Here is a 17,955-nt window from a genome sequence, read left to right as displayed (position 1 = left end):
CATCTAAACAAGAACGATGACAACAGAGAGTGGTAAATAAAGAGATGTACGTTGACTATCATAAGCGGCTTGTTCCCGTTATACGCTATTTAGAGAAGCACTTTAACGATCCGCTTAACCTGATCGAAGTCGCGGCATTAGCCAACTTTTCACCCTACCATTTTCATCGTACTTTTAAGGCCGTTCAAGGCGAGACGCTTGCTGATTTCACCAGACGGCTGAGACTTGAAGCGGCAGCCAACGATCTCTTCAAATCCAAACAACCTATTATTAATATTGCATTGGATTATGGATTCTCATCGTCTCAAAGCTTTGCCAAAGCCTTCAAGCAACACTTTGGTATGACGCCTAGTGCCTTTCGTGATTGTGAAGACTACCAAGCTTTCGGTGAGTTAACTCGAAATAGCAAGATTGGACACACGTTGCGCAAGAATGGAACCGATGCAGTCGTCGGCAATTCATATACTGACTCCGAACTTTCAACATGGAGCATGACAATGAAAACACAACAATTCGAACCATCAAAACTGGCGTATGTGCGAGTAACAGGTCCCTATGGACAAGGGTATGAAGAGCCAAGCGGTCGTCTTTATCAATGGGCAGAAATTAAAGGGTTATCAGGCAATACCTGTATGTTCATTTATCATGACAATCCAGAAATTACACCGACAGATAAGTGCCGAACAGACATTTGTTTAATGGTCCCTGAAGATGTGGAAGTACCCAGCGGTATCGAACTGAAGGACTTTCCCGGCGGGCAATATGCGGTGATGAGACAAACGATTACCGAAATCGGCCAATATGCCAAAGCGTGGGATGATTTAATGAGTAACGTCATTGAGTCCGGTATTGAAACAGACGATCGACCTTGTTTTGAGCTTTACCACAGCTACGATCCGCAAACTCAACATTCAGACGTCAGCTTCTGTACCGCAATTAAATAACGACAATCAAAGCCTACCTCGCGTAGGCTTTCTTCTCTTCGGTTCGCTTGCCAACGGCTTTGTTGATTAATTAAGTTTATGGATAGCGACATCTCGTTTCGTAGATTTTTAGTCAATCAATGAGAACAAATACTAGTAGATACCAGTAATGTCATAACCCAAACGGATTTCATCCATCGCTTGAGGCTCGAAGCACTTTCCTAACGCGTACAATAAAAAACATCACCGCACACGCGGTATAGAGCTTACCTACCCATAAGCCGATATTGATCAGCTGAGTTTCTTGCTTAATGAGACGTTGATACTCAGTATCAGAGAGGTAAGGATCGTCAAAGGGGACAACGTTAATCCCCCACATAAACCAAACAGACCAAACGACACTTCCTACTAGCAGCCACAGAGCTAGTATCAAAAATTGCTCGAACACACCTAGCAGTGTGTTCTTGTTAAGCGATATTTGAGCTTTATTCATTTCACGACCTTTTTATCACGACACAGTTGAGGGATTCTAAAGAAGCAAGAGCACTAAAGCCTCTTGTTCCACTTTCCTTGATGGTCGCGGTCGCAATTTTCCTGCGTATCGTAGCTAACATGCTTGTCGATATTCTTTAATGCAATTCCAACTTGATTGAACGCTTGTTGAATAGACTCAGAGACACTCTGTTGACCTTCGCCATTTAAGAAATTCGCTCTATCCTGATTGGTATCGAATACACAGACGATTTTCAAACTTTGCGGAAATGAAGAGAAGTTGACCGAGTGAGTCACCCACAAAAAACCATCGAAGCCTTTTAGCGTGTCTTCACACACGTCAGTTAGCACGTCTCTGATCTGATTTTCGATCTTCTTATCTGATTTACGCATACAGCAAACTTCCTATTTAACATCTTAAAAATAAGGTTTTTCGATCAATGTAGTCTCAACCGATATTGGACACTGCGACTGTTTCAAATGCAAAGTATTTATTGAGGATAATGGGCGAGAAGGATTAGAGAAACACCTCATGCTTGATAGCTTACAAAGCTACCAAGTATGAGGCGTGTACAGGAATTAGCAAAGAAACTAGCTCGCCGCTTGTTCCCAATCCGTCAGTAACTTCATGATTACGCGAGAGTCTTGATGAGTCGCCATGGGTGCTGCAAGTTGTGTGTCACCTCGCTCAACTGCTTGGCGGATATTGCGCGCTTGATAATGGAAGCCATCGCCTTGCGCTTCGACTTTTACTTCACGTGTCGATGTTTCGTAGATCTCAACCGTGAATGTGTTGTCTTCGGTCGGTAACCATGGGTTGGTGTCGAGAATGATACAGCCTTTACTGCCTAAAATCGTAAAGCCATGCTTTAAACCGTGGTCTTCTGCAGTATGGATTTGCGCTGTGAAGTGGTCGTTGAAGCGCATCATCGCCGATGACTCGCAGATGTTACCATCTTGACCACGTCGGCCAATGGCTGAAATCTGCACGTCATCAAACACACTCTCACCAAACTGGTGTTGCGCGACAGAGTGAATCAGTGACATTGGGTAACAACCTAAGTTGTACAACGCGCCTTTGCTCGCAGGGTTAACGAACTGGTCAATCGCAGCAACGTATGAACCCTGAATTGAGCGCACTTCACCAATCTCACCTGTCGCTAATTCTTGATGAAGCTTAGCGATAAGCGGGTGATTTAGATACATCAAACCTTCTGCGAAGAACACGCCAGATGCTTTTACCGCTCGCAGAGCTTGCTCGGTTTTTTCCATATCAACCGACAGAGACTTTTCACACAAGATCGCTTTGCCTTTTTGAGCCGCTTTAATCACATACTCATGATGAACATGGTTTGGCAGAGCAATGTAGATGATGTCGACTGACTCATCTTCAATCAAGGCGTCATAGCTGTTGAAGGTTCGTGTTGGTTGGTATTGGGCAGCAAACTCGTTTAGTGTTTTTTCAGTACGACCAGCAACGGCATACAGCTCGCTTTGAGCATCGCCTTTGATCGCATCCGCCATTACGCCTGAGATAAAGCTAGTTCCTAGGATTCCCCATTTCATGTCTTAGATCTCCTGCTCTTGTGCTTTGATAGGTCCACGTTGCGTTTCGAATGCTTGAACCAACTCGGTAATGCCACGCTCAATAAACGCTTGGGTATGAGGCATCACAAAGTGCTGATTGATCGCCTCGCGGTTTGCGTATTGTTCAAGCAAGATCACACGATCGCTTTGGCTTTGATCATAGGTTGCAATCGCTTGTAGGCAGCCCGGTTCGCTTTGCATGTCTAAACAAAACTGTTCGATGGCTTCGATCGCAGCAGCTCGCTCTATGTTGGTTTTGATCTTAAGTTCGGCAGTAACAAAGATGATTTCATTCATTTGAGGCATTTCACGCTCTTATTTTAGTTAATTATCGGTTTGCCATTAATATAATTAACCCCTAATAATTGATAAACTCACCTTTTGTTTATTGTTTATCAACCAAGAGTGTTTAATGGATAAGTTAACCAGCATGAAAGTCTTCGTCTACGTAGTGGAACAGGGCAGCTTTCGTAGCGCCGCAAACCACTTCAACCTGTCGGCGACCATGATCAGTAAGCATGTCCATTCCTTAGAAACCAGTTTGAACTCTCAGCTGATCCACCGCACCACGCGTAAGCAATCGTTAACCGACTCAGGGCAGCTTTACTATCGTGAGTGTAAGCGAATTCTCGAAGATATCAGCAATGCTGAAAACCTGATTCAAACCTTGGAAAATCAGCCGCAAGGCACGGTAAAGATTAACTGCCCCGTCACCTACGGCAACAAGGTACTTGCCCCTATCGTAGCTAAGTTTCTCGCACATCACCCAACCATTAACGTTGAGCTGATGTTGAATAATGATCTTGTTGATCCTTACTCATCCGACATTGATTTGATTGTGCGAATTGGTGACCTATCCGATTCAAGCTTGGTCGCAAGGTATTTAGGGGACTATAAGATGTGTTATTGCGCGGCGCCCGATTACCTTAACCAACATGCTGAGATCAGAGTATTAGAAGACTTGGCGCAGCACCCGTCGCTTGGGTTCAGTTACAGCAGCCAAGCCCCTCAAGCCCCTCACGCCACACCGAACAAAGAACGTGTGCGCTTGATGTCGAATAATGGGGATGTGTTGCGATATGCCGCCCTACAAGGTGTGGGCGTGTTGTTGCAACCGACAATCTTAGTCGCAAAAGAGATTAAACGTGGAGCGCTGTTGGAAATCCTACCCGGCATGGCGCCGTTACCAAAGCCGATTCACTTGCTCTACAAAACCAAGCAACTGTCGTTGAAGAACAGAACCTTTGTCGAGTTCTTGTTAGCTGCGTTTGCTGAGTAACTAAGCGCTTCTAAACAACAAAGACCGCTAGACTGTTTGCCAATGGCTCATCAAGCGCTTGCCAAGATCGTAAGGTGTGGTGTTATGGACGATCATCTCATCACATTGGTTAAACACCATGAAGTGCTTTAGTTCTTCGCATAAAGCGTGAATCAATGACTCATGAGTTTTAACTCTATCTTCAACAACCAAGTTACGAATATTGAGTAAACGGGTCTTCCTGTCGACCTTACAATCCATTCGCGCCACCAGATTACCTTGCCACAGAATCGGCAAACTAAAGTAACCAAACTGACGCTTGGCCTCTGGCACATAGCACTCAAGGAGGTAGTCAAAGTTGAACAATGATTGCATTCGCTTTCGTTGAATCAGCAGGTTATCAAACGGAGACAGTATCTTTAGCTTGGTTCTAGAAAGCGGCAGATTCAGCAGATCAAAAGCACCTGGTAGGACATAGTAGCCAGAGCCTTGAATATCTACTTTCAGAACCTGCTTATCTTCAAGCATCTGTTGGAGTGTTTTCTGAATCAGAGGTTTAGTGTTCTTGAGTAGATAGCTCATTTCCGACGCTATTCCCACACCATTGGCTTCTAAATAACGCGTGATTAGATGCTCGATGTACTCTTGTTCCGTAGGTTCTGAGGTATCAATGCCACTCGGCAAAACTCGCTCGGTAAGGTCATACACCTTATGGAAGTTCACTCGGCTCGGCACCATTAAGTCACCTTGCATAAACAAAGTTTCTAGTGCCTGTTTGGCAGGTTTACCGCCCCATCCGCTGGGGTTTGGTCTATCCCCCTCAAAGTCTTTCGCCATTAATGGCCCTTCGTTCTCAATACGTTTGAGAACATGCGCCATCAGTGCATCATCCTTTTTATACCAATGCTTAAGCTTACCGCTCGTAAATCCATTCTTTCGATGCAAGCTGAAACGATAATCTCGCATGGGTAAATACGCGGCGGCGTGCGACCAATACTCAAACACTTCACGACGCTCTAACAACTTATCAAGGTGATTCAGTTGGTAGTCTTGATTGCGATTCCACAACGTATGGTGGTGGGCTCGCTGAATCACGGAAATGGTATCAATTTGCACATAGCCAAGGTTTTCAAGCGCAGACAGCGTGTTCGCCAAAGCGCCCCCATTACATTGCTTTTTAGGTGGCAGCTTTTGCGAAAGCAGTACAATTTTTTGTGCTTGAGCGAGTGACAATGATTCCATGAAATTCAGACTCTAATTGATACCAATGATCGGCTTATGATTCAGCAATAAGCTCTTGAAGGATCTGCTTGTACGTTTCGACCGTCTGCGCACCAGTGACTGCACTCTTGCGGTTAAATACCACAGTAGGTACCGCAGAGATGCCCATGCGTTGCCATTCAAACTCTTGCGCTTCAATTTGCTTCAAGTTATCGATGTTCTTTAGGCACTTCAGTGCCTTCGTTGAGTCTAAGCCAACCACTTCAAGTTCTTGCGCGATAACCTCAAGATCAGACAGATCTTTCTGCTCTGAAAAATGAGCAGTAAAGAAGCGTAGCTTTAACTCAGTCTGTTTGCCATGCGCCAACGCGAAATCGAGCAGCACATGTAGGTGACGTGAATTAACCATTCTCATGCTGTCATAGAAATTGAAATCGAAACCAACCGCTTTGCCACGCGCCGCAAGCTGTTCGCGTGAACTTTGACTCTCTTCTGCGCTAGATCCGTATTTTCTCATGATATGGTCACGCAGGTTTTCACCTTCTTGCGGCATATCAGGGTTAAGCTCAAACGGCTGCCATTCAAGTTCAATTTGCTCCGCTAAGCCAAGTTCAACAATAGCTTGCTCTAAGTTTTTGTAACCGACCACGCACCACGGGCACATTACGTCAGAAATAATATCAAGTTGAAGTTTCTTGCTCATCGTCATTCCAAATGCTCATTGATAAGGCATGTCTGCAGTAAAAGCAGGCATCCAATTTATCTTCAGACTACAACAACCTGAACAATCGTTCAAATTTAACTAATACCAGTCACAGCACCTGTAGCCAACAAAAAAGCCAACTCATGTTCACGAGTTGGCTTTGATAAAAATCTGTTGGAGCTTAAGAGCGTTACGCTAGCAACTTCTCAAGCACTTGGAACACACCCGCATCAACGTTACTTGGCGCAGCAAAACGTGCGATCTCTTTTAACTTTGGATGTGCGTTTTCCATCGCGTAAGAGTGGTAGCTCTCTTTTAGCATTTCCAAGTCATTGAGGTAATCACCAAAACTCATGGTTTGCTCGTAAGTGAAACCTAATGTGTTCTGTAGATGTTTAATCGCCGCACCTTTCGACGCTTCAGCGTTCATCACGTCCAACCAAATTTTTGCACTGACAACCACTTGGTAGTTCTCACCAAACTTGGCATTAATACTTGGGTTCACTTTCTCTTGTGAACCGTCAAAATGGCAGATAGCCACCTTGATGAAATCGTCTTCTACCGCCAGTAAGTCTTCTACTTGCGCACGGCGATGGTAGTACTTAGAGATCTCCGCTAAAGCACGTTCGTCTTTGGTTTCGATGTATGCTGACTTCTTACCACAAAGTACAACGTGTGCACCTTCAATAGCACGCGCTTCTTTAATGATCTCTTTGATGGCATCAGTATCAAGTAAGCAGCTGTAGAGCTCTTGCCCTTTGTGCATCACCAATGTGCCATTTTCAGCAACGAACATCATGCGATCTTTTAGCGGAGAAAATGTTTCCATCAAGCTGTAGTACTGACGACCCGATGCCGCCGCAAAAATGATGTCTTGAGCTTCTAGTCGCTCATAAAGATTGAAGAATTCTGGGTCTAACTTTCCGTGTTCATTAAGCAGAGTGCCGTCCATATCAGCAGCGATAAATTTGATGTTCTGTTGTGGCATTTCAGGGCTTACCTATAAGTAAAGATTAAAGTGTAAATTATGATTTTTCGTTATCTTGTGTAACGGTTCTGCGTTCGATTATATCGCTAGAATAGCCAGTGAATGCAATGCTTTTCGGTAGGCTTGTCTGTTTGAGTCTGACTTTGAATCAAGCTGACCAAATTCACCTCTTACAATAAGTCCTTCGATAAAAGTCATAACCGATTCACTGCGTAATTCGAGTATTGCAGTGTCTACTTCTTCATTACCTCTTACCACATCACGAATGCTGTTTTTGAGCCAAACCTTGTGCTGTCGCGAGAGCATCGTAATGTCATCTTCCGACTCTTTAAATTCGGCTAGCGCGTGCATGAACATGCAGCCTTTGAAGTCAGGTTGTTCAAACCACGCAAGATGCCAATCTAACAGCGCATCCAGTTGGTTTTGTAATCCAGAAGTTGATAATAGTGCCGCTTCTAAACTCGACTCGAAACGCTGATGACGCCTTTCTAACACAGCTTCAATCAGCTTGGTTTTCGAGCCAAAATGGCGGTACATAGATGTTTTGGAAACCGCCGCTTCGTCTCGGATCATATCCACCCCAACAGCGGTATAACCAAACTGATTAAACAACGACTCTGCTACATCCAGAATCAAATCTTTTTTACTCATCGTTCATCAACCTCAAATCGCTCTGAAATCGTAGAGCTCAATTTATCATTGCAAGAAGTGTACAGATCTGTATCATCCAAATCAAATGGTACAGATCTGTACACTTAATATAAAAGAGATAACGAAGAGGAAACGATTATGATCAACAAACTATCTGGTGGTGGAGCCCTTCCTCCGAAAGCAAGCATTAGCCAGCTTATTAAAGGTTTTATTGGCGGTACGCTCGGTATCTTGACCTTGTGTCTATTAGCCGAAAGTTCTGGGTTCCCGTGGTTAATGGCTCCATTTGGTGCGACGAGCGTACTGCTGTTTGCGGTGCCAACATCGCCGTTAGCTCAACCTAGAAACGTCATTGCGGGACACTTTATTTCAGCTGCTGTGGGCTTAATCGCGTTATATGGCTTTGGGGATTCTTATTTGACTATGGCTATCGCTGTCGGCTCATCCATCATGCTAATGCAATACTGTCGAGCGGTTCACCCACCCGCTGGCGCCAATCCGATTGTGATAGCTTTGGCAGGTACCGCACATGTGGATTGGATGTTCTTATTCACTCCCGTATTAGTAGGCAGCATCGCTTTGGTTGGTATTGGTGCGCTATTGAATAACAGCTATTCAGAACAAAAGTGGCCGTTATACTGGTTTGGTTCATCCAAGTCTTAGTCCATTGAATTTCAATGATAAATATGGATTTTGACATCAAATTTAGAAGCAAATTGAAAGATCACATTGACCCTTATATAAAATGGGCTTACTATTAATCGTCTTTTAACGATTATAGAAAACGAAACATCAATATGAACGAAACTTGCCCTACAACTGGTGGCTGTGCTCTGCCAATCGGACATGGTGATGCCGAAGCTGAAACACAAATGGCCGCTCTGGCTAAAGCGCTCGCTCACCCAGCAAGAGTTCGTATATTGAGTATCCTTTCAACGTTAGAAAAATCGGGGGGCTGTTTGAACAGTGACTTGGTTAGCGAATTAGGTTTAGCTCAGTCAACCGTATCAGAGCACCTAAGAATCTTGAAAACCTCAGGCTTCATCACTGCTGAATCAATACCACCGAAGATGTGCTACCGAATTAATCGAGATAATATTCAGCAATTTGAGTCGCTGATAGACACCATATTAAAATAGATTAACCACGCTTAGTTTGTCGAACACAATAAACTAAGCGTATTTTTTGCCTTTAAATATCGCTTTTCGACGATTAACGATAACAACCAAAGAGATAATATAATGAAACCAAAATTAGGTTTTCTCGATCGCTACTTAACGCTGTGGATCTTCATCGCCATGGGCATTGGTGTACTGCTTGGCACCTTGTTTCCACAAATCGAACAGTGGAACGAATCAATGTCTGTTGGCACAACCAACATTCCACTGGCAATTGGCCTTATCTTAATGATGTACCCACCTCTGGCTAAGGTTAACTACAACCTGCTAGGCACAGTGGTAAAAGATAAGAAAGCGATCAAACTATCTTTGATCATGAACTGGTTTGTCGGCCCAATTCTGATGTTTGTGTTGGCGCTAACATTCTTAGGCGACCACCCAGGTTACATGGTCGGTGTGATTCTGATTGGTCTTGCTCGTTGTGTGGCAATGGTTCTGGTTTGGAACGACATCGGCGGTGGTAACAAAGAATACGGTGCGGCATTAGTTGCTCTAAACAGTGCATTCCAAGTGGTGAGCTACAGCTTTATGGCGTGGCTATTCATCAGCGTTCTTCCACCAGTATTTGGTTACGAAGGCATGATGGTTGATATCTCAATGATCGATATTGCACACAGTGTTCTTATCTACCTAGGTATACCATTCCTAGCGGGCTTCTTAAGCCGTAAGATCCTAGTGTCGATGAAAGGTGAGCAGTGGTACAACGATGTGTTCATTCCACGTATCTCACCAATCACACTGATTGCTCTACTGGCGACTATCGTGCTGATGTTCAGCCTAAAAGGCGAGATGATTGTTGAACTGCCAATGGACGTATTGTTGATTGCTGTTCCACTGACTATCTACTTCACAGCGATGTTCTTCATCAGCTTCTTCATTGGCAAGAAGATGGGCATTGAGTACGACAAGAACGCATCAATCGCATTCACAGCGACAGGCAACAACTTCGAGCTAGCGATTGCCGTTGCTATCTCAGTATTCGGTATCAATTCAGACCAAGCGTTTGCAGGCGTTATCGGTCCACTGATTGAAGTGCCAGTATTGATTTACCTAGTGAACGTTGCACTTAAGATGAAAGGCAAATACTACAACGGTCTAACAGTGAAATCTGCGAACTAGAAAATCGAGTATCGCTTTAAACAGAAAGGCTCACAAATTACTTTGTGAGCCTTTTCTTTATTCTAGTTCATCCAATTTAAGTCTCATCCAGCTTATGTTTCGTCTAATAGGCCTTTCAATGCTTGTTCAAGCCATAGCAATGCAGGCCCCTTCGAGCGTGTTTTAGATAAAACCAAATCAACCGGAGGCGACCACGTTTTGTGGTCAAATGAGACGTTCACCTCAACTAAGCGCTGTTTACTCAGCTCTTCTTCAACAAGGTGTTTAGGTAAGTATGCCCAACCGACGTCACTACCGAGGATCATTTCTTTGATGACGATAAAACTGTTTGACCACCATACTTTGCCCGCTATGAGTGGAAACTGATCCATCATCTTACCTTTATCGCCCCTTAGCATGAGCTGACGATGTGGCAACAAATCAGACAATTTCGCGACACCTGTTTTGGCTAGCTTGTGGCTTGGGTGACACACAGCAACAAACGGCAAATGCCCAATAAAGCAAGGTTCAGAACCTACATCAAAAGCCAAGTTGGTGAACATCAAACCAAGGTCTGCCTTCTCTTCAACTACAAAGGGATTCACTTCGGTGGTGGTACAAGCGATCAACTCAACCTCTGTCGCAGGGAAATGTTGGCTGAATTCACTTAGGATTCTAGATAGATTAGGGACCAACAAGGAATCGTCTAATGCGATTTTAATAAGCCCTTCTTCGCCAGTTCCTATCGCACTAACGGAAGCATTGAGATCTTCAACCTGAAGGACGATTGCTTTCACTTGTTTAAACAGTTGCTCCCCTTCTTTCGTCAGCGAAGGTTTGCGAGTCGAACGATCAAATAACTCTACATTGAAATCTATTTCAAGATTGCTGATGCCTTGGCTTACCGCCGATTGCACCTTCCCCAAATGACGAGCGCTTGCTGAGAAAGAACCCAGCTCTACTGCGTAAACGAACATTTTAAGCTGTTCAATGTTATACATGCCACCAACCTATTATCACCATTAGTGATAGTTACTATCTTTCTATAATCATAATTAAAGATAATATGCCTTTCAAACAGCAAATATAGATTCAACAGAAAGAGAAAATACATGTCACACAAAGAACGAATTCTACATATGGTGCTATTTGAAGTGTTCGCACTGATCATGATGGCGGGGCTAGCAACCTACATTACTGGTAATGGAGCTGGGGAAATGGCGGGGTTAGCACTTGCGATGTCGCTAATAGCAATGGCTTGGAACTACGTCTACAACTACGGCTACGACAAAATCTTCGGGGCAGACAGAACAAAACGAACCAAGAAAACACGAGTTTTACACGGATTGGGATTTGAACTTGGTTTAATGACTGTAACGCTGCCAGTCTTGATGTGGGTGTTGAAGCTAGATTTTCTAACCGTATTGATTATGGACATCGGCCTAGTCATTTTCTTTGTACTCTACGCTATCGGATTTAACTGGGCGTACGATTCAGTAAGAGACTACTTTGTTACACAAGGAAAAGTTAGCGCTCTCAATTAAGTCACCAATTCGCTCAAATATCATCACTGAGCGATAGACCAAGCGAATTGCCAGATTCAGTATGGATCTGGCATTTTTTGTCATAGCTTAAGTACATCCTTGTTTGTTAACGCTTTTCCAACATTTGAGAACTAGGATAGGCCCACAAGATCCAAGTTTAATAAACCACCACTCGCGAATCAGCATCACAAATCCAAACATAAACTCCTCGTACCAGTTGCGCATTCATTTACATATAGGTAGTTTTAGCGGCTTCGCAACCTATCAATTCGAGCAATGACGTTCATGCGAGCATCTTTTCCGAACAAAAGTGTTCGGATTAACATTTCAAGTGACTTTAATTAACAATTTTATGTTCAAACGCTCATTTTTGATGTTCGTTTATTTTCGAGTTCGCAAATTTATGCACAATACACGTGCTAGATAAGCAAAACTAAAAAGGACTCGAACATGACAACAAACAAACACCCTTCTTTATTTGGGCAATGCTTGGCTGAATTTATCGGTACAGGCCTGCTCATCTTCTTTGGCGTTGGCTGTGTGGCTGCACTGGTATTAACTGGCGCAACATTCGGACAATGGGAAGTTAGTATCATCTGGGGCTTCGGTGTTGCGATTGCAATTTACTGTACTGCTGGCGTTTCAGGCGCACACATTAACCCGGCGGTAACCATCGCGCTGGCCATGTTCCATGGCTTTGATAAAGCGAAAGTGGTGCCTTACATCATTTCGCAACTGCTTGGCGCTTTCTGCTCTGCAGCATTGGTTTACAGCCTGTACAGCAACCTATTTACTGACTACGAAATCGCACATAACTTCGTTCGTAGCAGCCAAGACGCACTATCAACTGCTGGTATCTTCTCGACTTACCCACACGCTTCACTCTCTTTCTTCGGCGCTTTTGCTGTGGAATTCGTGATTACTGCAGTGTTGATGTTTGCCATCTTAGCGTTAGGTGATGAGAACAACGGCGCATCTCGCGGTGCGATGAACCCTCTACTGATCGGTATTCTTATCGCGGTAATTGGTGGTTCTTTAGGTCCACTGACTGGTTTTGCAATGAACCCTGCTCGTGACTTTGGACCAAAACTGTTCGCTTACTTTGCAGGTTGGGATTTCGCACTAAGCGGTGCTCGAGATATTCCTTACTTCATCGTTCCAATCCTTGCTCCAATTGCGGGTGCGTGTTTTGGTGGTTGGTTGTACCCACGTGTTATCGGTGCTTACCTACCAATTGAAGGCCAAGGCTGCACAATTCCAAACCAATGTGAGACAGAAGAAGAAGCTGAACAAGCTCAAGCTTAATTCCTAAGCGACCCTACATTTACTAAAATATAAATAACAAAAGAAAAAGGATTCTTACCATGACCGAGCAAAAATACATTGTTGCCCTAGACCAAGGCACCACAAGCTCTCGCGCTGTAATCCTCGACCACGATGCAAACATCGTAAGCTCTTCTCAACGCGAATTTACTCAGATTTATCCAAAAGCCGGTTGGGTTGAGCACGATCCAATGGAAATCTGGGCGACTCAAAGCTCTACATTGGTTGAAGCACTTGCTAAAGCAGGCATCCGCAGCGATGAGCTAGCAGGCATTGGTATCACTAACCAACGTGAAACCACCATTGTTTGGAACAAAGAGACAGGCAAGCCTGTTTATAACGCAATCGTATGGCAGTGTCGCCGTACAGCAGACATCTGTGAAGACCTAAAAGCACGTGGCCTAGAAGACTACGTACGTGACAATACTGGCTTAGTCCTTGACCCGTATTTCTCAGGTACAAAAGTAAAATGGATTCTAGACAACGTTGAAGGTGCTCGCGAAGACGCTGAAGCAGGCAAATTGCTATTCGGTACGGTTGATACTTGGTTGGTTTGGAAGATGACTCAAGGACGTGTACACGTTACGGATTACACTAACGCGTCACGTACTATGTTATTTAACATCAACGACCTATGCTGGGATCAAAAGCTACTTGATGAGATGGGTATCCCTTCATCAATGATGCCAGAAGTGAAGCGTTCTTCTGAAGTGTACGGTCAAACGAACCTTGGTGGTAAAGGTGGTACTCGTATCCCAATCGCGGGTATTGCGGGTGACCAACAAGCTGCACTTTACGGTCAAATGTGTGTAGAAGCTGGCCAAGCGAAGAACACGTACGGCACAGGTTGTTTCCTTCTGATGAACACAGGCCAAGAGAAAGTAACCTCGAAAAACGGCCTACTAACAACACTGGCATGTGGCCCTAAAGGTGAACCTGCATACGCACTGGAAGGTGCGGTATTCATGGGCGGTGCATCAATCCAATGGCTACGTGATGAGATGAAGTTACTGGCTGGCGCAGAAGACTCTGAGTACTTCGCAACCAAAGTAGACTCTTCAAACGGCGTTTACGTGGTTCCTGCATTCACTGGCCTAGGCGCACCATACTGGGATGCTTACGCTCGCGGTACGATTGTTGGTCTAACTCGTGGTGTTAACTCGAACCACATCATCCGTGCTACGTTGGAAGGCATTGCTTACCAAACTCGTGACGTACTAGACGCGATGCAAGCTGACTCAGGCATCAAGCTAGCGAAACTACGTGTTGATGGCGGCGCAGTAGCGAATAACTTCCTAATGCAATTCCAATCAGATGTACTGGATACTGAAGTTCACCGTCCTGAAGTAACGGAAGTAACCGCTCTGGGTGCCGCTTACCTTGCTGGCCTAGCGGTTGGTTTCTGGGACAGCATTGATGAGCTTCAAGACAAAGCCGTTCTTAACCGCACATTCATGCCACACCACGACGAAGAGAAGCGTAACCGCCGTTACAAAGGTTGGAAACGTGCTATCAAGTGTGCACAGGTTTGGTCTGAACTGCACGATGACGACGAAGAGTAATCTAAGCTTGAGTTAACAGAGGAGCACGAATAATCCCTTCTTAGTCGATTAGATTGTTCGAACCTCAGAAAACGAAACTAAAAAGAGCACTATTTTGTGCTCTTTTTTGCGTTTCAGGCTCAAATTCCATGTTTTGAGCAGCGTTTTTGCGGTTTAGACATGATTCCTTACCATCATTACTTCTCTCTTTTCATCAATTCGAGCACAATAGCGTGAGTTTATATTTTCGATTTTGACGCGCTAGAGCCCTTTGCGCGCAGGGAGTGGTAAGTTAAGTGAAGCAGATACCAAGACACCAGCAGATTGTAGATCTGGTAAAAACACAAGGATATGTGAGTACCGAAGAGCTCGTTGAAAAGTTCGATGTCAGCCCACAAACCATCAGACGAGACCTCAATGAACTGGCCGATAGCAACAAAATCCGTCGCTATCACGGTGGTGCAACCATTCCTTTAAGCTCGGAAAACACCTCTTATAACACGCGTAAAGCGCTTAACTTCAACGAAAAAGACGTGATTGCCGATGAACTGGTTAAACACATCCCTGATGGTGCAACCCTGTTCGTTGATATCGGCACTACACCAGAATCAGTCGCCCGCGCACTCAACAAAAATCACAAACAATTGAGAGTCGTGACCAACAACATCAATGTTGCGAGCATCCTTCTACCGAACCCAGAGATCAAGGTTATCTTGGCGGGCGGTGAAGTACGTAACCGCGATGGTGGTATTGTTGGTGAAGCGACACTCGATTTCGTGAAGCAGTTCCGCCTCGATTTCGGTATCTTGGGCATCAGTGGCATCGACTTTGACGGCTCGTTGCTCGATTTTGATTACCACGAAGTTCGTGTGAAACAAGCTATCATCGAAAACAGCCGCAGTATCTTCTTAGCCGTCGACCACACTAAGTTTGGTCGTAACGCGATGGTTAAGCTCGGCAATATCTCTCAAGCGCACATGGTGTTTACTAATAAGCAACCACCGGAAGAGATTCTCAACATCCTTAAAGATTCAGCAATACCATTAGAAGTGATCGATACCGCTCGTCCTGTGAGCGAATAACTCAACATAAGTGCTCAGTGACGCCACTTTCTTAAATGAATCACGATTCTTTATAGAAAAGTTAAAAAAGTAAAACTTGCTCACTACCAGTGTCACTTCTATGCTCGAATAAGTTTTATTTGAACCTCTGCATTCATAAGCAGAGGTTTTTTTATGCGCAAATCACATAAAACGCGCATAAACGAAAATAATAAATGACCGCAAACGAAAGTTAAGATAGGATTCACTTATGTTCTAAAATGCTCGTTCGCTCAGCAAGAGGTCAAAATCATGAGTGCTCAACAAAATAATTCAAACAACAGTACATCTTCCACTTTAGACTTGATCGTGATTGGCGGCGGCATCAATGGTGCAGGTATCGCGGCAGATGCAGCAGGTCGCGGTCTCAACGTTGGCTTATACGAAGCAAATGATTTTGCTTCTGCTACTTCATCTGCAAGTTCAAAACTGATCCACGGTGGCTTACGTTACCTTGAACATTACGAGTTTCGTTTGGTTTCGGAAGCGCTTGCAGAACGCGAAGTATTGTTAAGAAAAGCACCTCATGTTGCTCAACCAATGCGTTTCCGTTTACCTCATCGACCATTTTTACGCCCAGCTTGGATGATCCGCTGTGGCCTATTCCTTTACGATAACTTGGGTAAACGCACCACTCTTCCGGGAAGTAAAACGGTGAACTTGGCTAAATCAGGTTTACTGAAGCCAGAAATGAAGACAGGTTTCGAATACTCAGATTGCTGGGTTGATGATGCTCGCATGGTATTGCTCAACGTGTTGGCAGCAAAAGAGAACAACGCAGAAGTACGTAACTACTGCCGAGTTGAAAAAGCGCACCGTGAAGGCGGTATCTGGCATGTAACGATCCTTGACGTAATGACAAACCAGCGTTTTGAACGTAAAGCGAAAGCTCTCGTAAACGCTGCAGGCCCTTGGGTTAAACAGTTCTTTGATGATGGATTAGAGCAGGCTTCGCCTCGTAATATTCGTCTGATCAAAGGCTCACACATTGTTGTGCCACGCATTCATGACGAACCACAAGCGTACATTCTGCAAAACAAAGACAATCGCATTGTGTTCATGATCCCTTACCTAGATAAGTTCTCGATCATCGGCACTACCGACCTTGAATACAAAGGCGACCCGCGTAACGTCGCAATTGATGATGTTGAAGTGGATTACTTGATTGATATCGTTAACCAGCACTTTGTTAAACAGCTTGGCCGTGAAGATGTGGTTTGGACATACAGTGGCGTAAGACCGCTTTGTGACGACGAATCGGATTCACCACAAGCGATCACTCGTGACTACACGCTGGAATTAGATGCAGAGCTTGATCAAGCACCACTGCTTTCGATCTTCGGTGGTAAGTTGACCACTTATCGTAAACTCGGCGAAGCGGCACTTAAGAAGTTAGAACCACACCTAACCAACATGGGTGCGCCTTGGACAGCCAACAACACGCTTCCAGGCGGTAACTTTAGCTGCAGCAGAGAGCAGCTTGCGAAGATGATCCACACTAAATACCCTTGGGCATCTGAAGCGCTATTGCTTCGCTACGTGACTCAATTTGGTACTTACACGTGGAAACTACTGGAAGGTGCGAATAGCGAAGCTGACCTTGGCAGCCAATTCTCAAGCGAAGCCCATGGCGTTTATCAAGTTGAAATCGATTACTTGATCAATGAAGAGATGGCGATGACTGACGAAGACATCTTGTGGCGCAGAACCAAGCTTGGCCTGTACATGAGTGAATCAGAGCAGCAAGCAGTGACTGATTACTTAAAAGAGAAACTACAAAGTAAGGTAGTGAGCTTTTCTCAAGTAGGCTAACCCCACCAGCCTAAAAATGGTTCAAGAACATACTTAACAACGAAGCTTAGCGTCCCCCGCGCTAAGCTTTTTTTATACCCTATTTACAAAACCATAGTGCTAATTGAGTTTACCTATATCTAAGGTTTCTTGTATCCAAACATTCTTATGCGTTCAGATAGGGACTGGAGTGCAGAAACAAAAAAACTCCCGAAGGAGTTTTTATTATCTCAATCTGCAATTCGCTAACTAACTATTTAATTTAGCTATTCAGCAAAATAACCCGCTAGCTAGGCAATTAAGCGAGCATGCAGTGAATCTTTAAGCTCAGAACGATCATGTTTTAGTTGGTGCATCGAGCCGTCATCAATGGGTGAATCTTTCAGCTCTAGTTTACGAATCTCTTTATCAAGGTTGTCGTATGTCTTCATATCTGCTGCAAAGCCATCGTCAGTTTTAGCAAGCTCAGCAATTTTGTCTTTCATTTCAGGAAATTCGTGAACAAGAGAGTGATTTTCACCTAGCATAGAAACCTCTTAAGTTGAGTAAAGTGATTG

General features: G+C 44.3%; 20 protein-coding genes. 10 read left to right on the top strand and 10 right to left on the bottom strand.

The window, feature by feature from the left end; translation table 11 throughout:
• The first annotated feature begins 44 nt into the window (after positions 1-44).
• A complete protein-coding gene (locus BCU34_RS17120; RefSeq protein WP_102431785.1) occupies positions 45-944 on the top strand; it encodes an AraC family transcriptional regulator in 900 nt (299 codons plus the stop codon).
• Positions 945-1,113: 169 nt separating this feature from the next.
• On the opposite strand, the gene BCU34_RS17115 is transcribed toward BCU34_RS17120, so the two are convergent.
• From BCU34_RS17115 to BCU34_RS17100, 4 genes are all read right to left on the bottom strand, one after another.
• Positions 1,114-1,416, bottom strand: a complete 303-nt coding sequence (locus BCU34_RS17115; RefSeq protein WP_240698013.1) for a hypothetical protein — start codon at positions 1,414-1,416, stop codon at positions 1,114-1,116.
• 53 nt (positions 1,417-1,469) lie between these two features.
• Positions 1,470-1,808, bottom strand: coding sequence for a Fis family transcriptional regulator (locus BCU34_RS17110; RefSeq protein WP_102478785.1), 339 nt, complete (start codon positions 1,806-1,808; stop codon positions 1,470-1,472).
• A gap of 198 nt (positions 1,809-2,006) precedes the next feature.
• Positions 2,007-2,981, bottom strand: coding sequence for a Gfo/Idh/MocA family protein (locus BCU34_RS17105; protein ID WP_102478786.1), 975 nt, complete (start codon positions 2,979-2,981; stop codon positions 2,007-2,009).
• A 3-nt stretch (positions 2,982-2,984) separates the two neighbouring features.
• Positions 2,985-3,308 carry a putative quinol monooxygenase gene (locus tag BCU34_RS17100; protein ID WP_017072302.1) on the bottom strand — a complete coding sequence of 108 codons (324 nt, stop codon included), beginning with the start codon at positions 3,306-3,308 and terminating at the stop codon, positions 2,985-2,987.
• Between the two features lie 106 nt (positions 3,309-3,414).
• Here BCU34_RS17100 and BCU34_RS17095 point away from each other — a divergent pair, with 106 nt between their 5' ends.
• Positions 3,415-4,281: a LysR substrate-binding domain-containing protein gene (locus tag BCU34_RS17095; protein WP_102478787.1), complete on the top strand. Its 867-nt coding sequence runs from the start codon at positions 3,415-3,417 to the stop codon at positions 4,279-4,281.
• A gap of 27 nt (positions 4,282-4,308) precedes the next feature.
• On the opposite strand, the gene BCU34_RS17090 is transcribed toward BCU34_RS17095, so the two are convergent.
• The 4 genes from BCU34_RS17090 to BCU34_RS17075 form a co-directional block, all read right to left on the bottom strand.
• The gene (locus BCU34_RS17090; RefSeq protein WP_102478788.1) at positions 4,309-5,502 is read right to left on the bottom strand and encodes a winged helix-turn-helix domain-containing protein; all 1,194 of its coding nucleotides are present in this window, start codon (positions 5,500-5,502) and stop codon (positions 4,309-4,311) included.
• 34 nt (positions 5,503-5,536) lie between these two features.
• Positions 5,537-6,184 carry a DsbA family oxidoreductase gene (locus BCU34_RS17085; protein WP_102478796.1) on the bottom strand — a complete coding sequence of 216 codons (648 nt, stop codon included), beginning with the start codon at positions 6,182-6,184 and terminating at the stop codon, positions 5,537-5,539.
• A gap of 190 nt (positions 6,185-6,374) precedes the next feature.
• Positions 6,375-7,172, bottom strand: coding sequence for a Cof-type HAD-IIB family hydrolase (locus tag BCU34_RS17080; protein ID WP_102478789.1), 798 nt, complete (start codon positions 7,170-7,172; stop codon positions 6,375-6,377).
• A 78-nt stretch (positions 7,173-7,250) separates the two neighbouring features.
• Positions 7,251-7,823 (bottom strand): TetR/AcrR family transcriptional regulator, encoded by a 573-nt coding sequence (locus tag BCU34_RS17075; protein ID WP_102478790.1) that lies wholly within the window; start codon positions 7,821-7,823, stop codon positions 7,251-7,253.
• Positions 7,824-7,961: 138 nt separating this feature from the next.
• On the opposite strand from BCU34_RS17075, the gene BCU34_RS17070 reads away from it, so the two are divergent.
• The 3 genes from BCU34_RS17070 (at position 7,962) to arsB (ending at position 10,120) form a co-directional block, all read left to right on the top strand.
• The gene (locus tag BCU34_RS17070; RefSeq protein ID WP_102478791.1) at positions 7,962-8,486 is read left to right on the top strand and encodes an HPP family protein; all 525 of its coding nucleotides are present in this window, start codon (positions 7,962-7,964) and stop codon (positions 8,484-8,486) included.
• 134 nt (positions 8,487-8,620) lie between these two features.
• Positions 8,621-8,962 carry an ArsR/SmtB family transcription factor gene (locus tag BCU34_RS17065; RefSeq protein ID WP_060980666.1) on the top strand — a complete coding sequence of 114 codons (342 nt, stop codon included), beginning with the start codon at positions 8,621-8,623 and terminating at the stop codon, positions 8,960-8,962.
• 102 nt (positions 8,963-9,064) lie between these two features.
• Entirely contained in the window at positions 9,065-10,120 is a 1,056-nt protein-coding gene (gene arsB / locus BCU34_RS17060) for an ACR3 family arsenite efflux transporter (protein ID WP_102478792.1), read from the top strand.
• A 92-nt stretch (positions 10,121-10,212) separates the two neighbouring features.
• Here arsB and BCU34_RS17055 read toward each other — a convergent pair whose 3' ends face one another.
• Entirely contained in the window at positions 10,213-11,100 is an 888-nt protein-coding gene (locus tag BCU34_RS17055; protein WP_102478793.1) for a LysR family transcriptional regulator, read from the bottom strand.
• A 111-nt stretch (positions 11,101-11,211) separates the two neighbouring features.
• Here BCU34_RS17055 and BCU34_RS17050 point away from each other — a divergent pair, with 111 nt between their 5' ends.
• The 5 genes from BCU34_RS17050 to glpD all read left to right on the top strand — a co-directional run bounded on the left by BCU34_RS17050 (position 11,212) and on the right by glpD (position 17,419).
• Positions 11,212-11,643 (top strand): PACE efflux transporter, encoded by a 432-nt coding sequence (locus BCU34_RS17050; protein ID WP_055319949.1) that lies wholly within the window; start codon positions 11,212-11,214, stop codon positions 11,641-11,643.
• Positions 11,644-12,093: 450 nt separating this feature from the next.
• Positions 12,094-12,948, top strand: a complete 855-nt coding sequence (locus BCU34_RS17045; protein ID WP_102478794.1) for an MIP/aquaporin family protein — start codon at positions 12,094-12,096, stop codon at positions 12,946-12,948.
• A gap of 59 nt (positions 12,949-13,007) precedes the next feature.
• On the top strand, positions 13,008-14,528 hold the full coding sequence (glpK, locus tag BCU34_RS17040) for a glycerol kinase GlpK (RefSeq protein WP_102478795.1): 1,521 nt from the start codon (positions 13,008-13,010) through the stop codon (positions 14,526-14,528).
• Positions 14,529-14,803: 275 nt separating this feature from the next.
• Entirely contained in the window at positions 14,804-15,589 is a 786-nt protein-coding gene (locus tag BCU34_RS17035) for a DeoR/GlpR family transcriptional regulator (RefSeq protein WP_004732237.1), read from the top strand.
• A 270-nt stretch (positions 15,590-15,859) separates the two neighbouring features.
• Positions 15,860-17,419 carry a glycerol-3-phosphate dehydrogenase gene (glpD, locus tag BCU34_RS17030; protein WP_048669081.1) on the top strand — a complete coding sequence of 520 codons (1,560 nt, stop codon included), beginning with the start codon at positions 15,860-15,862 and terminating at the stop codon, positions 17,417-17,419.
• 269 nt (positions 17,420-17,688) lie between these two features.
• Here glpD and BCU34_RS17025 read toward each other — a convergent pair whose 3' ends face one another.
• Entirely contained in the window at positions 17,689-17,925 is a 237-nt protein-coding gene (locus BCU34_RS17025; RefSeq protein WP_012600119.1) for a YdcH family protein, read from the bottom strand.
• Between the last annotated feature and the right edge of the window lie 30 nt (positions 17,926-17,955).

The organism is Vibrio sp. 10N.286.45.E10 (genome assembly GCF_002874195.2).
Lineage (GTDB): Bacteria > Pseudomonadota > Gammaproteobacteria > Enterobacterales > Vibrionaceae > Vibrio > Vibrio crassostreae.
Note: the sequence above shows the minus strand (reverse complement) of the source record. Positions and strands in the feature narration are given on the sequence as shown.